Source organism: Streptomyces sp. NPDC050287, assembly GCF_044459385.1.
Classification (GTDB): domain Bacteria; phylum Actinomycetota; class Actinomycetes; order Streptomycetales; family Streptomycetaceae; genus Streptomyces.
Map to the genome: position 1 here is coordinate 501,238 of NZ_JBITIY010000001.1, position 14,644 is coordinate 515,881.

Here is a 14,644-nt window from a genome sequence, read left to right on the forward strand (position 1 = left end):
ACTCCTGACTACGGTTCCTCGTTACGACGTTACCCGAACGGCCGTAGCGGGTTCACCGGGTCCGCGGCCAGAGATCCGGGTCCGGCGCGAACCGGACGCGCAGCTCGTCGTCGCGCAGGGCGGCCCCGGCGACGGTGCAGCGGCGCAGCGCGGACGGCAGCGGCACGATCCTGCGGAACCGGCCCACGCTGACGAGGAGTTCGTCGCCGCGCCGGATCAGGTCCAGCTCGTCGCGTATGGCGCCGGGCAGCGGGATGTGCCAGACCAGCACCCCGTCCTCGGCGAGCCGGTCGGCCACCGTCCACTCGACGGTGGAGGTCGTGCGGTTGACCCCGGGGACGGCGAGCGCGGCGAGGTCGTCGGTGCCGCGCGGGTCGCCGCCGAGGTGGGCGACGGTCCGCACGTCGTACGACGCCCGCCACTCGTCGAGCGTCTTGCGCTGCTGGGCGATCAGACCGACCGGCCAGGTGTCCCGCGCGGCCTCGGGCAGGACGCGGTTGGCCACCAGCACGTCCGGGCGCAGGCCGCGCAGGGCCAGGGCGAGGCCGGCGCCGCGGACGGCGTCGGCGCCGGCCGGGCCGGGTTCGGCGACCAGCCGTACGACGGTGTCGCGGTCGGCGAGGACCGCCTCGACGGCCGCGAGGTCGAGGTCCCAGCGGGCGGCGGTCTCGTACAGCCATTCCGCGGGCATCGGCACTCCGGCCAGCCGGCCGAGGACGGGGCGCAGGGCGCGGGCCGCCTGCCGCTCGGGCGGGAGCAGCCGGCGCAGGTAGCGGCGGAGTTCCTCGGGGAGCGCGAGCAGGGCGAGCGCCTGCGGGGTGGGCGGGAGGTCGACGACCACGAGGTCGTGGGCCTCGGCGAGGGCGGCGTCGCGCAGGGCGCGGAGCAGGGAGAGTTCCTCGGCGCCAGGGAGGGGGGTGACCTCCTCGGGGTCCAGGCGGGAGGCGCCGAGCAGGTCGAGGGCGGTGGCGGCGCGGGTCTGGAAGGCGGTGAGGTCCTCGCGGAAGCGTTCGACGGCGTCCGGGCGCCAGGCCGTGAGGTGCGGCGCGACCTGCCGCGGGGCCGGACCCGTCGCCGTACCCAGGGCCGCGCCGAGGGTGTCATTGCGGTCCGCACCGAGGAGGAGCGTGCGGGTGCCCTCGCGGGCGGCGGCGAGGGCGGTGGCGGCGGCGACGGTGGTACGGCCGCTGCCGCCGGGGCCCGTGATCAGGATGGTGCGCATGGGGGTGAACCGTAACGGAGGCGGGCGCAGGTGCGCGCACCACCAGAGACCCGGCACAGCGGTCGACGCCTGCCTGGACCCCTGCTCCTGTCCTGCCTCTCCCCCCGCTCCCGCCCTACTTCTCCCCCGACTCCACCCGCTTCTTCAGCCCCGCCAGGGCCCGGTCGATGATGACCTTCTCGGCCTTGCGCTTGATCATGCCGAGCATGGGGATCTTGACGTCGACGGTGAGGCGGTAGGTGACCTCGGTCGCCCCCGCGCCGGCCGGCTTCAGGAGGTAGGAACCGTCGAGGGACCGCAGCATCTGGGACTTGACCAGGGTCCAGGAGACCTCGTGGTCGCCGGTCCAGGTGTAGCCGAGGGTCTGGTCGTCCTTGATCGCGCCGGCGTCCATGACCAGACGGACCTGCTCGGCGCGGCCCTGCGCGTCCGTCTTGAGAACCTCCGCCTCCTTCACCTCTCCGGTCCAGTCCGGGTAGCGGGCGAAGTCGGCGATCACCGCCATGACGTCGGCCGGTGGCGCCTCGATCGTGATGCTCGAGCTGGTGTGTTCCGCCATCGCCGTGGCTCCTCCAGATACGGGCCGGTACTGAGGTCGTGGTGCGCACGTCTGTGCAGCGTGAAGGCTACCGCGCAGGCGACCGGCCGACTTCACCCCGTCCGCCCCGTTCGCCGGAAAGCGCTCACCACTCCAGCGCCCACGGCTTCCCGGTCCCGGCGAAGTGACCCACGTTCACGCATTCGGTCGCCCCGATCCGCATCCGCCGCGCCAACGGCTGGTGGACGTGGCCGAACAGCGCGTACCGGGGCCGCGTACGCCGGATCGCGTCCAGCAGCGCCCGGCTGCCCCGTTCGAAACGGCGGGCCACGGTGTCGTAGACCAGTTCCGGTACCTCCGGCGGGATGTGCGTGCACAGCACGTCGACCTCGCCGACCGCCTCGATCTTCGCGGCGTACTCCTCGTCGCTGACCTCGTACGGCGTGCTCATGGGCGTGCGCAGGCCGCCGCCGACGAAGCCGAAGACCCAGCCGCCGATCTCCACCCGCTGCCCGTCGAGCACCGTCGTGCCGGGGCCGGCGTACTGCGACCACAAAGGAGGCATGTCGACATTGCCGTAGGTGGCGTACGTCGGGTTCGGGAACGCGGCGAAGAGCTCGGCGTACTGCTTGCGTACCGCCTGCTCGATCACCGCCGCCCGGTCCCCGCCGACGCCCGCCCACAGCCGGGCCCCGAACTCGCGCGCCTCCTCGAAACGCCGGGCGGTGCGCAGTTCGACGATGCGGTGGGCGTTATCGACGCCGAAGAGGTCGGGGAAGATCCCGCGCGAGTGGTCGGCGTAGTCGAGGAAGAGGACCAGGTCGCCCAGACAGATCAGGGCGTCCGCGCCGTCGCCGGCTCTGGCCAGGTCGCGGGCGTTTCCGTGGACGTCGCTCACCACATGGACGCGCGTCCTGTCGTTACCGGGCGGTGTGGGTGCCATGTCGATCAAGGGTAAGCGTGTGCGGCATACGTGAACAGTGGCGGTCCGGCGCCCGGTTACTGGCCAGTCAGTTAGTGCGTGGACTACTGTGCGCGAAGAAACACCGATCCGTGTGAACACCCATCCGTGAACACCAATCTGTGTGACGCGGCGAACATCTCGCCGGGCCCCCTGTCGAAGAAGCAATACCGGCGGGTAACGTCCGGTCGGTCCAGTCGTGCTCAGGATGCCGGCCACAGGGTCCCCAAGGCCCGGGGTGAGGCCCTTGAGCACCTGCCCGAGCCTTGGACCGCACCGTCGCACAACACCGTCGTGGCGCCGGCGCCCTATGAGGAGCAGCAGTCTTGCGCGAGTTCAGCCTTCCGGCTTTGTACGAGGTCCCTGCGGACGGCAATCTCACCGACATCGTCCGTAGAAACGCCGCGCAGCACCCGGATGTCGCCGTCATCGCCCGCAAGGTGGGCGACCGGTGGCAGGACGTGACGGCCACCGCCTTCCTCGCGGAGGTGCACACCGCCGCGAAGGGGCTCATCGCCTCCGGCGTGCAGCCCGGCGACCGGGTCGGCCTGATGTCCCGTACCCGCTACGAGTGGACGCTGCTGGACTTCGCGATCTGGAGCGCGGGCGCGATCACCGTACCGGTGTACGAGACCAGTTCGCCGGAGCAGGTCCAGTGGATCCTCTCCGACTCGGGTGCCACCGCCTGCGTGGTCGAACTGGACAACCACGCGGCGGCCGTCGACTCGGTGCGCGACAACCTGCCCGCCCTCAAGCACATCTGGCAGATCGAGGCCGGCGGCCTGGAGGAACTGGGGCGTCTGGGGCAGGACGTCACCGACGAGGCCGTGGAGGAGCGCAGTTCGCTCGCCAAGGCCGACGACCCGGCGACCATCGTGTACACCTCCGGCACCACCGGCCGGCCCAAGGGCTGCGTGCTCACCCACCGCAGCTTCTTCGCCGAGTGCGGGAACATCGTGGAGCGACTGCGGCCGCTGTTCCGCACCGGCGAGTGCTCCGTTCTTCTCTTCCTGCCGCTCGCGCACGTCTTCGGCCGGCTCGTGCAGATCGCTCCGATGATGGCGCCGATCAAGCTGGGCACGGTGCCGGACATCAAGGACCTCACCAACGAGCTGGCCTCGTTCCGGCCGACGCTGATCCTGGGCGTGCCGCGCGTCTTCGAGAAGGTCTACAACTCGGCGCGGGCCAAGGCGCAGGCGGACGGCAAGGGCAAGATCTTCGACAAGGCCGCGGACACCGCGATCGCGTACAGCAGGGCGCTGGACACCCCGTCGGGCCCGTCGCTCGGCCTGAAGATCAAGCACCGGACGTTCGACAAGCTCGTCTACAGCAAGCTGCGCGCGGTGCTCGGCGGCAGGGGCGAGTACGCCATCTCCGGCGGCGCCCCGCTGGGCGAGCGACTGGGGCACTTCTTCCGCGGTATCGGCTTCACGGTCCTGGAGGGCTACGGCCTGACCGAGTCCTGTGCCGCGACGGCGTTCAACCCGTGGGACCGGCAGAAGATCGGCACGGTCGGCCAGCCGCTGCCCGGCTCGGTGATCCGGATCGCGGACGACGGCGAGGTGCTGCTGCACGGCGAGCACCTGTTCACGGGGTACTGGAACAACGAGGCCGCGACCGCGGAGGCGCTGGCCGACGGCTGGTTCCACACCGGTGACATCGGCACCCTCGACGAGGACGGCTACCTGAGGATCACCGGCCGCAAGAAGGAGATCATCGTCACGGCGGGCGGCAAGAACGTGGCCCCGGCCGTGATCGAGGACCGGATCCGGGCGCACGCGCTGGTCGCGGAGTGCATGGTGGTGGGCGACGGGCGGCCGTTCGTGGGTGCGCTGATCACCGTCGACGAGGAGTTCCTGGGCCGCTGGGCGGCCGAGCACGGCAAGCCGGCGGGTTCCACCGCGGCGTCGCTGCGTGATGACGCGGACCTGAACGCGGCGATCCAGGCCGCGATCGACGACGGCAACGCCGCGGTGTCGAAGGCGGAATCGGTGCGGAAGTTCCGCATTCTCTCCTCCCAGTTCACGGAGGACTCGGGCCACCTCACGCCGTCCCTGAAGCTCAAGCGCAACGTGGTGGCGAAGGACTACGCGGCCGAGATCGAGGCCATCTACCAGAAGTAGCCCGTCTCCTGACGGTGTGTCATGGCGCGGTGTCCTCGGCGAGGACCCGCGCCATGGTGCGTTCGGCGAGCGCGGTGATCGTCACGAACGGGTTCACCCCGATCGATCCGGGCACCAGCGAGCCGTCGGTGACGTACAGCTTCGAATACCCCTTCACCCGGCCGTAGTTGTCGGTCGCCTTGCCCAGCACGCAGCCACCCAGCGGGTGGTAGCAGAAGTCGTCGGCGAACACCTTGCTGGACGAGCCGAACAGGTCGTACCGGTAGATCGTCGAGTTGGCCGAGTTGATCCGGTCGAACAGCTTCTTGGCCATGTTCACCGAGACCGCGCTGTGGGCCGCCGTCCAGCCGAGCTTGACCCCGTCGCTGCCGGAGTCGTAGGTGAAGGACGCCCGCTGCGGGTTCTTTGTGATCGCCAGATAGAGGCTGACCCAGTGCTCCAGACCGATGGGCAGCGGGGCGATCTCCGCGAAGACGGGATTCGAGGCGTTGGCCCAGTCGTCGATGCCCATGACGGGCATGGTCGACTGGTTGGCGCCGACCGTGTCCCACACGTGGTTGGCCCGGCCGAGCATCACGTTGCCGTTGGTTCCCCAGCCGCTGCCGACGCTCGCGTTCAGGGCGGGCAGGGTGCCCGTCTCCCGGGCGCGGACGAGGAGTTCGGTGGTGCCGATGCTGCCGCCGCCGAGGAAGAGGTACGTGCAGCCGTACTGCTTGGTCTCGACGACCTTGCCGGTGAGGTCGATGCGGTCGGCGGTCAGGACGTACGTCCCGTCGGCGGCCCTGCTGATCGCGCGCACCTTCTCCAGGGTGTGGATGGTGACGTTCCCGGTGCCGAGCGCGGAGGCGAGGTACGTCTTGTCGAGGCTGCGCTTGCCGGCGTTGTTGCCGTAGATGACCTCCTGTCCCAGCGCCGACTTGGTCGCCGTGCCGGCCGCCTCGCGCTGCATGTGGCCGAAGTCGTAGACGTTCGGCACGAACGTCGTCTTCAAACCGGCCTGGTCGGCGGCCTTCCGGGAGGTACGGGTGAACTGGTACCACTCGGTCGACTCGAACCAGGCCGGGTCGATCGAGTTGACGCCGAGCATGGAGCGGGCGCGCGGGAAGTAGGTGCCGTACATCTCCGCGGTGTCGACGGTCGGGAACTGCTCGGCGAAGTACGACTGGAGCGGGGTCACCGCCATCCCGCCGTTGACCAGCGAACCGCCGCCGACGCCACGGCCGACGTACACGGACATGGCGTCGTAGTGCACGCGGTCGAGGACGCCGGGATACGGGGTGATGTCCCTGTTGACGAGGTCCAGCCACAGGAAGCTGGCCAGCGGGGCCTCGGTGCGGGTGCGGAACCACATGGACCGCTGGTCCGGGGCGGCGGTGGAACAGAACACCTTGCCGTCGGAGCCGGGTGTGTTCCACAGCCGGCCCATTTCGAGGACGAGGGTGCGGATGCCGGCCTGGCCGAGGCGGAGGGCGGCGACGGCCGCGCCGTAGCCGGAGCCGATGACGATGGCGGGGGCGGATTCGACCGCGTCGGGCTCGGCGGCGCGGGCCGACTGGAGGCCGACTCTGGTGAAGCCGAGGGTGGCGGCGCTCTGCAGAGCGACCATGCCCAGGATTTGACGTCTCGTCAGCTGACGCTGCATCAGTTTTGCTGTCATGTGCGCAGCATGTGCGGACTATCCGGTTCCGCCTAGAGGTACGGCAGGGATTGGCACGGACCTTTCAAGCCGCCGTTCACAGAAGCTCCTTGAGCTTCTCGGCCAGCAGGTCCCACCGCCACTTCTCCTCGACCCACGCCCGCCCCCGCTCCCCCATCCGGCGCCGCAGCCCGGCGTCCCCGAGGAGTACGAGGATCCGTTCGGCGGCCTGCTCCACGGACCCCCCGCGCACCACCCAGCCGGTCTCCCCGTCGAGCACCGCGTCCGGGGCGCCGCCGGAGTCGCCGGCGACGACGGGCAGCCCGGTCGCGGAGGCCTCCAGGTACACGATCCCGAGCCCCTCGACGTCGAGCCCGCCCCGCCGGGTCCGGCACGGCATCGCGAACACGTCCCCGGCGCCGTAGTGCGCGGGCAGCTCGGACCAGGGCACCGGACCGGTGAAGCGCACGGACCCGGCGACCCCCCTCTCGTACGCCAGCTTGCGCAGGTCCTTCTCGTAGGGCCCGCCCCCCACGATCAGCAGCACGGCGTCCGGCTCGGCGGCCAGGATCCGGGGCATGGCACGGATCAGCGTGTCCTGCCCCTTGCGCGGCACCAGCCGGGACACGCACACCACCACCGGCCGGTCGGTCAGCCCGAGCCGCGCCCGGATCTCGTCGCCTCCCGAACCCGGGTGGAAGGTCTTCTCGTCCACCCCCGGCGGCAGCTGCACCATCCGGGACACGGCCGAAGGCGTCAGCGCCGTCGCGATCCGCGAGCGCGTGTACTCGCCGAGGTAGGTGATCGTGTCCGTGGACTGACCGATCTGCCGGAGCAGTTGCCGGGCGGCGGGCAACTGGGCCCATCCGGCCTCGTGCCCGTGGGTGGTGGCCACCAGCCGCTCGGCACCCGCCTTCCTGAGGGCCGGCGCCATCAGAGCGAGCGGTGCCGCCGCCCCGAACCACACTGACGCGCAGCCGTGCTCCCGCAGCAGCCCGACGGCCCTCCGGGTCGCTCCGGGCGTCGGCAGCAGCATGGTCGTGGAGTCCCGTACGACGGTGAAGGGCTGCTCGGCGTCGAACGCGGCCGTGGCCTCGATCCCCTCCCGGGAGCGCTTCCAGGTGGAGGCGTAGACGACCAGCCGCTCGGGGTCGAGCCGCAGCGCCATGTTGTGCAGGAACGCCTGGATCCCCCCCGGCCGGGGCGGGAAGTCGTTCGTGACGACGAGAGTCTTGTGCATCGCCGCAGACCCTACCGAACCACCTGCTCACGGCGGCCGTCGGCCGCGTGTGTGGCACGCTCACCACAGGGCGGGACATCATGTTCCCGCAGAACGGGAATCGAACGGCAGGGGATCCGGTGGAGACGACGGGCGCGAGGCGGTCACTGACGTGCCTGCTGCTCACCTGGGGCGTGACCAGGCTGCTGCTGTTGCTCTTCGTGTTCAAGGTGTACGTCTTCCCCGGCCCGGACGTCACCAGCGACGTGTCGGTCATCTACCAGGGCTGGTACGACGTGCTGCGCACCGGCACCTTCCCGCTGGACGACGTCACCTGGCAGTACCCGCCCGCCGCCGCCCTCGCGATACTTTCCCCCGCGCTGCTGCCCGGCCTGGACTACGCCTCCGCGTTCTTCGTCCTGGCCTTCCTCGCCGACCTGGCCGTCCTCGCCCTGCTGGTGTACGCGGGCCTGCGCCCCGGCCGGCGGCTGCGCGGCGCGTGGGTGTGGGTGGCGGGCGTCCCGCTGCTCGGGCCGACCGTGTACGCCCGCTACGACGTGATGGTCGTCGCGGTCGCGGTCGCCGCCCTGCTCGCGGGCTCCCGGCACCCCCGGCTGATGGGCGCCCTCGCGGGCTTCGGGGCGATGCTGAAGGTGTGGCCGGCGATGCTGCTCCTGGGCGCCCGCGCGCGCGGCAGTTGGGCCGCGGCGGCGGTGACCGTCTCCGGGCTGGCCGCGGCGTTCGCCGTCACCATGCCCGGCGCCTTCGCCTTCGTGACCTTCCAGCGCGACCGGGGCACCGAGGTGGAGTCGCTCGGCTCCCTCGTCTTCCATGTGGCCCGGCACCACGGCTGGCCCGGTGAGGTGCTGCTGAACTACGGCTCGGTCGAGTTCCTCGGCCCGTGGGTGAACATCGTCAGCACGGCCGCGCTCGCACTGACCGGCATGGCCTTCGGCTGGCTGCTGCTGTGGCGGCTGCTGGCGACCCGGTTCGAGGCGCACACCATGGCCGACGCGGCCTTCGTGGCGGTGCTGATGTTCACCACCACCAGCCGGGTGATCAGCCCGCAGTACATGGTGTGGCTGGTCGGCCTCGCGGCGGTCTGCCTGGGCTTCCGGGCGAGCCGGATGGCGGTCCCGGCGGCCCTGGTGCTGGCGGCGTGCTTCCTGACGGTCCTGGAGTTCCCGCTCTGGTTCGCGCACGTCGTGGCGAGCGACCCGCTCGGCGTCACCCTCCTCACCGTCCGCAACGGCCTGCTGGTCCTCGCCTGCGTCGCCGCCGCCCGCGTCCTGTGGCGCGAGACGGTCCCGAGGCCGGAGCCGGCCCACGTGCCGGGTCAGGCCGCCCACGCCCAGGAGGCCCCGGCCTCCTCCTGAACCCGGACCGTCCGTCAGAAGAGCACCGGCACCGCCCCGTACCGCGGGCTCAGCCCAACTGAGCCACCAGATAGTCCCGCCACCGCGCGGTGAACTCCTCCGGTGTCGTGTCGAGGACCTTCTTCATGGCGTCCTCGACCGCTCCCGCCCGCTTCTGGTGCGTGCCCACGGTCCGGTAGAACTCGTCCAGGCGGACCTCGCCCCACCGCTCGGCGATCATCCGGCAGGCCATCCAGCCGCCCTCGTACGCCCTCGCCAGCTCGGTCGCGTCCCCGCTGAAGCCGAAGTCCTGGTCGGTCGGCAGCGCGGCCGGTGTGCTGCCCGCGTGCACGGCCTCCTGCAGCTCCGGCGCGGCCTGCGCGGGCGTACGGCCGCTGCCGCGATAGCCGGCCCAGTCCGCGTATCCCTCCGACAGCCACAGCGGGGTCGCCGGGGTGGTGTGGGCGCGGGTGGCGACATGGGTGGTCTCGTGGGTGAGCACGACCTGTTTGCCGAGCGCACCGAGGACGCCGTACGCGTCGGGGTTGACGATGATCCGGTCCGCGGGCGCCCGCGCCGGGGCGCCGGTCTCGCCGGTGGTGACGGCGGCGATCCCCCGGTACGCGGAGGCGGGTGAGCCGAGCAGTCCCGCCATGCCCGCCAAGGACTCCGGTACCAGGACCACGACGTGCCGGGACCAGTCGGTGCCCCACGCGTCCGACACGGCGGGCACGGCACGGTCCGCCAGGTCCGCGTAGGAGTGCAGTGCCTCACCGCTCTGCCCGACACCGAGGACCATGCTGTGCGTTCCGCGGACGACGATCACCTCGCCCTGGTCCCACAGCTGCTGGGGGGACTTCCTGGCAGGCTGCTCGGCGTCCACGTACCACCGGCCGCCCGCGTCCCGGGAAAGCGTCAGGGTGCGGCCGACGGCGACGGGGGCCCGGTCGTAGCCCTGGACGCGGTAGCTGAGCTGAGCGTCGGCGGTGGCGGTGTCGCCGGTGCGGTGCACGGCGGTCACGCGGTAGGACCAGGAGGCGAGCGGGACCGCACTGAGGTTCTCGAACCAGCTCAGGGCACCGGTCCGGACGAACGCCGCCCGGTCCCGGTCGAGCACCGCCCTCGCGCGCCGGTCGAGGATCCGTTGGAGGTCCGTCCGCGCGCTGTCGGGGGCGGGCTTGCCGCCGCAGCCCACCAATCCCACGAGCAGCAACAGGCACAGCGCCACGACTCCGTGCCCCGACGCCCGCCCTCGACCTGCCACGTTCCGATCGTACGGGGGGGCGCGGGCGGCGGTCAGACCCGCGTCACGGTCGCGCCCGGGATCATGTCCACCGGGTCGTAGCGCACCGGCGCCCCGGGGTAGGGCGCGTGGATCACCTGACCGTTGCCCATGTACATCGCGACATGGCTGGCGTCGCTGCGGTAGGTGACCAGATCACCGGGCTGCGCCTGGGAGAGCGGGACCTGCCGGCCGGCGAAGCGCTGCGCCTGCGAGGTGCGCGGCAGAAAGACGCCGGCCTGCGCGTACGACCACTGCATCAGGCCCGAACAGTCGAAGCCGGAGGGACCGTTGGCGCCCCAGATGTACGGCCTGCCGAGCGCGGAACGGGCCGCGGCGACGGCGGACGCCGCCCGGGCCGAGGGCGCCGCGGCGCTCCCGAAGACGGGCAGGCCGACGCGGCCGGAACGCGAGGCCCGGTCGTAGGCGGCCCGCTCGCCGGCGGGCAGGGAGTTGAGCAGCGCCCGGGCCTTGGCGAGTTTCTTCTCCACGGTCCGCTTGTGGGAGGCGACGGCCTTGCGGCTCTTCTCCAGCTCGCCGAGCGTGCGGGCCGTGGCGGACCGTTCCTGGGCGAGGTCACGCATGGCCGACTGGAGGTTCCTGAGCTCGCCGGCCTGCTGGAGGGTGATCCGGTCGAGGGCAGCGGCCTTGTCGAGGTAGTCGTCCGGGTCGTCGGAGAACAGCAGCGCGAGGGACGGGTCGAGGCCACCGGCGCGGTACTGGGCGCCGGCCAGCGAACCGAGCGCGTCCCGCATGGAGTTGATGCGCTCCTGCTGCCGGGCGATCCGGTTCTGGGCGCCGCTCACCTCCTCGCGCAGCGAGTCGGCGCGCTCGTCGGCCTTGTTGAAGGCCTCGGTGGCTTTCTCGGCCTCCTCGTAGAGACGGTCCACCTCGGCACGGGTGTCCTCGTGCGGTGCGGCGACGGCCGAGGTGGCCGGCAGGCCCCCGAGGGCCGCGGCCGCGGCTGACATGACACAGAGCGCTGCACTGGCGCCCCGGTCGAACCCGGACGGTGCAAGGCGGCGATGGGACCCCACGGGAAGCCGCACTCCTTCCGCTGGCGGACAAGGAAACGCGGCAGACAGTAGCCCCGCGGAGGGGCCCTCACCAACGACCTCCGTGGGCGCGCAAACGGGACGCCCCGCCTCTGACGCAGGTCACGGGCGGGGCGCGGGCTCAGCTCAGCTTGTCGTGATTCGCCCGTTCGGGCGGTACGGTGTCCTGATCTTGGACTCGGACCGAGATCTGGCGGACCGTGATCCTGGGCTGCGATCCTGGGACCGAGATCCTGGACCGCGATCCTGACCGACCGGGGTCAGACGCGGACGCCGAACATGAACGGGCCGCCGATCGTGCCCATCGACTCGTAGCGGACGACCGTGCCGGTGCGCGGGGCGTGGATGATCTGGCCGTTGCCCGCATAGAGACCGACATGGTGCAGGTCGTTGAAGAAGAACACCAGGTCGCCGACCTTGAGCTGACTCTGGGAGTAGATCCGCGTTCCTATGGTGGCCTGGGCCTCCGAGGTGCGCGGGATGCCCACGCCGGCCTGGGCGTAGGCCCAGGAGGTCAGGCCCGAGCAGTCGTAGGAGGCGGTGCCGGTGGCGCCGTAGAAGTACGGCTTGCCGAGCTGGCTCTGGGCGGCCTGGAATGCGGCGGCGGCGCGACCGGAGCCGGCGGGGACGTTGCCGAGGTCCACACGCTGGGCCGCGTCGCGGCTGGCGCGGTTCTGCTCGGCGGCGAGGCGGGCCTTCTGAGCGGCCGTCAGCGAGTTGAGGAGCTTCCGCGCCTCGGCCAGCTTGCTCTGGACCTGCTGCTTCTTCTTACCCAGCTCGGTGCGGGTGGAGGCGAGGTCCTTGAGCTTCTCGGACGCCTCGGAGCGCTCCTGGGCGAGCTCGCGCTGCTTCTCCTGGATCTTCTTCAGCGCCTCGACCTGCTGGGCGCTGAGCTGGTCGGCGGTGGACGCCTTGTCCAGGTAGTCGTCCGGGTTCGACGACAGGAAGAGCTGGAGGGAGGAGTCGATGGAACCGGTGCGGTACTGGGCGGCGGCCGCCAGGCCCATGGAGTCGCGCAGCTCGTTGAGCTCGCCCTGGCCGCGGGCGACGTTGTCCTGGATGGTGGAGATCTCCTTCTGGAGCTTCTCCTGCTTCTCCTTGGCCCCGTTGTACTTCTCGGTGGCCGCCTCGGCGTCCTCGTAAAGCTTGTCGACCTTGGACTTGACCTCGTCCATGCTCGGCTTCTCGCTCGGCGCCGCGTTGGCGGCGTTGGCGCTGAAGGCGACAGCAGCAGCAGCGGCAGTGGTGAGCACGGTCACACGAGTACGGCTCGGCTGCTTGGGTCGACGGTGGGACGCCACGGAGGTGAACTCCTTCTTTTAAGTGATCACCTGCTCGGAGGTTCGAGGCGACCTTAGTGACCTTCCTGTGATCAGATCAAATCCTCACAGGAAAAATCTCGTCACACCCTGCATTCTTTGCACTCAAGTCACAGGAGGTGATGACCGCTTGACGCTGCGCTGCGCGACAGTTCAGTCAAATCGGGCATTGAACCTCTGTGTTGGTGTTTTCAGGACAGTCGCTTGAGAAGCACCGCAGAAGCGACCGGCCGCGCCCCCGCCCTGGCCACCCCGTCGGCGACCTCTCGGTCGGTCGACGCGACGATCACCGGACGACCCGGGGGCTCCGCGCGCACCAACTGGCGGATCAACTCGTCGGCGGTGATGCCCGGTTTCGAGAACAGCACCCGCACTCCGCGCGGCGGCGCCAGCAGCACCGGCGCGACCAGCTCGGCCCCGTCGAAGACACACGTCACCTCGGCCCCGGTCTGCGCGGCGAGCTGCGAGAGCTGCCCGAGGAGCCTCAACCGCTGCTTCTCCAGCGGCATTTGAGGATAGCCGGTCTTGGTCACGTTGTAGCCGTCGACGACCAGATGGGCCTGGGGCAGCACGAGCAACTGGTCGAGGATGGCGGGGTCGTTCTCGGACAACGCCCGTGTGGCGATGTCCTTCGGGGTCATTCGTCCCGGTTCGACCGCGTCCACGGTCTGGGCCGGCCGTACGGAGACGGGCGGCAGCGCGAGTTCCCGGCGCAGCCCTTGCGTCGCGTCGAGCAGGGTGTCCAGGAGCAGCCGTACGCGCATGTCCTCGACGCTGCGTCCCTCGCGGGCCGCCCGGCGGGTGGCCTCCAGGGAGGACTCCACCTCCCCGAGACGCGCCTTCAGCCGCCGCGACTCGCTCTCGGCGGCCGAGATCTGGGCCTGCCCCTCGGAGCGGACGGTCTCCATCTCGGCGTGCAGCTTGCGCAGCGCCGCCTCGCCGCGCTTCACGTCACTCAGGGCGGCGCGCAGCTTGCGATGCAGCGACTCGGCTTCCTTCCTGGCCGAATCCAGCTCACCGCGCAGCCGCTCGGTCTCGCCGCGGGTCTGCTCACGGGCCCGGTCGAGTTCCTCGCGCAGCCGCTCCAGTTCGGCCCGGCTCTCCTCGTCGGCGCGCTCGGCGTCGGCCCGCAGGGCCTCCTCGCCGGCCGCCGTCACCAGCTTCACCCAGCCCGTGGGCCGCAGTACGTAGGCCGCGGCCGCCACGTCGAGCGGGTCCGCGGCCGGGGGCGGCGAGCCGGAGTCCAGGGCGCCGGAGAGTTCCGGCTGGGCCTCTCTGAACTTCTCGCCGATCCGCTGCCGGAACAGCGGATCGGTCTCCAGAGCGGCCGCCATCGCGTTGCCGGCGAACTTGGCCCGCCGGTTCGGCGCGAACCGGGCGTACTGCCGCAGCTGCGCGGGCAGTTCGACGAGGGTCAGCCCGCCGAAACCGTCGGAGACGATCTGTACCACCCTGCGGCGCACTCCGTCGGGCAGCGGACGGTCGAGCACCTCAGCGGCGCCGTCGCCCGGCTCCCCGCCTGTGGTCTCCACCATCCTCACCCCATCGCCTCAGCGGGGCCCGCTCCCTCAGGAGCCGGCGCCCGGCCTGTCCACGAGTTCCACCTGGTCCACGGCATTGCACCAGCGGCAGCGCACCGAGTCGATGGTCTCACTGACCACCTCGCGCTCCTCGACCTTCGGCTCTCCGGCCAGGTCGAGGTGGACGTACTCGACGACCTTCGACGAGCGCGTCACATCGAAGCGGGTGAGGTTGCCGCAGAGGGTGCAGCGCCACCGCGTCGTGGCGGTCGGCAGGGGAACCGTCATCGTGACTGTTCGCTTCCTTCTGGTCTCGGTACCGCTGGTGCCGGTACTTCCAGTGTCGAGGACGCCCAGGGCTCCGCGACGCATATGGCTCGTTACCCTACGGCCTGGCGAGGACTCGCCGCTCGG

Annotated in this window: 12 protein-coding genes; 2 read left to right on the top strand and 10 right to left on the bottom strand. The window is 71.1% G+C overall.

The genetic code is table 11. From position 1 onward, the window contains the following. Positions 1 to 52 precede the first annotated feature (52 nt). The 3 genes from ACIBK3_RS02260 to ACIBK3_RS02270 form a co-directional block, all read right to left on the bottom strand. Positions 53 to 1,222, bottom strand: a complete 1,170-nt coding sequence (locus ACIBK3_RS02260; RefSeq protein WP_399360970.1) for an ArsA family ATPase — start codon at positions 1,220 to 1,222, stop codon at positions 53 to 55. Between the two features lie 115 nt (positions 1,223 to 1,337). Beyond that, on the bottom strand, positions 1,338 to 1,781 hold the full coding sequence (locus ACIBK3_RS02265; protein ID WP_398656914.1) for an SRPBCC family protein: 444 nt from the start codon (positions 1,779 to 1,781) through the stop codon (positions 1,338 to 1,340). A gap of 124 nt (positions 1,782 to 1,905) precedes the next feature. Continuing rightward, positions 1,906 to 2,703, bottom strand: coding sequence for a metallophosphoesterase (locus ACIBK3_RS02270; protein ID WP_399360973.1), 798 nt, complete (start codon positions 2,701 to 2,703; stop codon positions 1,906 to 1,908). Between the two features lie 344 nt (positions 2,704 to 3,047). Between ACIBK3_RS02270 and ACIBK3_RS02275 the strand changes: the two genes are divergently transcribed. Next, positions 3,048 to 4,844, top strand: coding sequence for an AMP-dependent synthetase/ligase (locus tag ACIBK3_RS02275; RefSeq protein ID WP_399360975.1), 1,797 nt, complete (start codon positions 3,048 to 3,050; stop codon positions 4,842 to 4,844). Between the two features lie 19 nt (positions 4,845 to 4,863). Here ACIBK3_RS02275 and ACIBK3_RS02280 read toward each other — a convergent pair whose 3' ends face one another. Together ACIBK3_RS02280 and ACIBK3_RS02285 are read right to left on the bottom strand one after the other, a co-directional pair. Continuing rightward, a complete protein-coding gene (locus tag ACIBK3_RS02280; RefSeq protein ID WP_399362070.1) occupies positions 4,864 to 6,450 on the bottom strand; it encodes a GMC oxidoreductase in 1,587 nt (528 codons plus the stop codon). Positions 6,451 to 6,577: 127 nt separating this feature from the next. After that, positions 6,578 to 7,720 (bottom strand): glycosyltransferase family 4 protein, encoded by a 1,143-nt coding sequence (locus ACIBK3_RS02285; RefSeq protein ID WP_399360977.1) that lies wholly within the window; start codon positions 7,718 to 7,720, stop codon positions 6,578 to 6,580. 119 nt (positions 7,721 to 7,839) lie between these two features. Between ACIBK3_RS02285 and ACIBK3_RS02290 the strand changes: the two genes are divergently transcribed. After that, a complete protein-coding gene (locus tag ACIBK3_RS02290; RefSeq protein ID WP_399360979.1) occupies positions 7,840 to 9,075 on the top strand; it encodes a glycosyltransferase 87 family protein in 1,236 nt (411 codons plus the stop codon). A gap of 49 nt (positions 9,076 to 9,124) precedes the next feature. Here ACIBK3_RS02290 and ACIBK3_RS02295 read toward each other — a convergent pair whose 3' ends face one another. From ACIBK3_RS02295 to ACIBK3_RS02315, 5 genes are all read right to left on the bottom strand, one after another. Continuing rightward, on the bottom strand, positions 9,125 to 10,318 hold the full coding sequence (locus tag ACIBK3_RS02295) for a hypothetical protein (RefSeq protein ID WP_399360981.1): 1,194 nt from the start codon (positions 10,316 to 10,318) through the stop codon (positions 9,125 to 9,127). 32 nt (positions 10,319 to 10,350) lie between these two features. Continuing rightward, positions 10,351 to 11,373, bottom strand: a complete 1,023-nt coding sequence (locus ACIBK3_RS02300) for an NlpC/P60 family protein (protein WP_399360983.1) — start codon at positions 11,371 to 11,373, stop codon at positions 10,351 to 10,353. Between the two features lie 278 nt (positions 11,374 to 11,651). Next, positions 11,652 to 12,692, bottom strand: coding sequence for an NlpC/P60 family protein (locus ACIBK3_RS02305; RefSeq protein ID WP_399360985.1), 1,041 nt, complete (start codon positions 12,690 to 12,692; stop codon positions 11,652 to 11,654). A gap of 209 nt (positions 12,693 to 12,901) precedes the next feature. Then, on the bottom strand, positions 12,902 to 14,245 hold the full coding sequence (locus tag ACIBK3_RS02310; RefSeq protein ID WP_399360987.1) for an NYN domain-containing protein: 1,344 nt from the start codon (positions 14,243 to 14,245) through the stop codon (positions 12,902 to 12,904). A 33-nt stretch (positions 14,246 to 14,278) separates the two neighbouring features. Further along, positions 14,279 to 14,518, bottom strand: coding sequence for a hypothetical protein (locus tag ACIBK3_RS02315; protein ID WP_399360989.1), 240 nt, complete (start codon positions 14,516 to 14,518; stop codon positions 14,279 to 14,281). Positions 14,519 to 14,644 lie beyond the last annotated feature (126 nt).

Bases quoted from the DNA above. Each gene is read 5' to 3' on its own strand.
- ACIBK3_RS02260 (WP_399360970.1), bottom strand. From the start codon at position 1,222: ATGCGCACCATCCTGATCACGGGCCCCGGCGGCAGCGGCCGTACCACC.
- ACIBK3_RS02265 (WP_398656914.1), bottom strand. From the start codon at position 1,781: ATGGCGGAACACACCAGCTCGAGCATCACGATCGAGGCGCCACCGGCC.
- ACIBK3_RS02270 (WP_399360973.1), bottom strand. From the start codon at position 2,703: ATGGCACCCACACCGCCCGGTAACGACAGGACGCGCGTCCATGTGGTG.
- ACIBK3_RS02280 (WP_399362070.1), bottom strand. From the start codon at position 6,450: ATGGTCGCTCTGCAGAGCGCCGCCACCCTCGGCTTCACCAGAGTCGGC.
- ACIBK3_RS02285 (WP_399360977.1), bottom strand. From the start codon at position 7,720: ATGCACAAGACTCTCGTCGTCACGAACGACTTCCCGCCCCGGCCGGGG.
- ACIBK3_RS02310 (WP_399360987.1), bottom strand. From the start codon at position 14,245: ATGGTGGAGACCACAGGCGGGGAGCCGGGCGACGGCGCCGCTGAGGTG.
- ACIBK3_RS02315 (WP_399360989.1), bottom strand. From the start codon at position 14,518: ATGACGGTTCCCCTGCCGACCGCCACGACGCGGTGGCGCTGCACCCTC.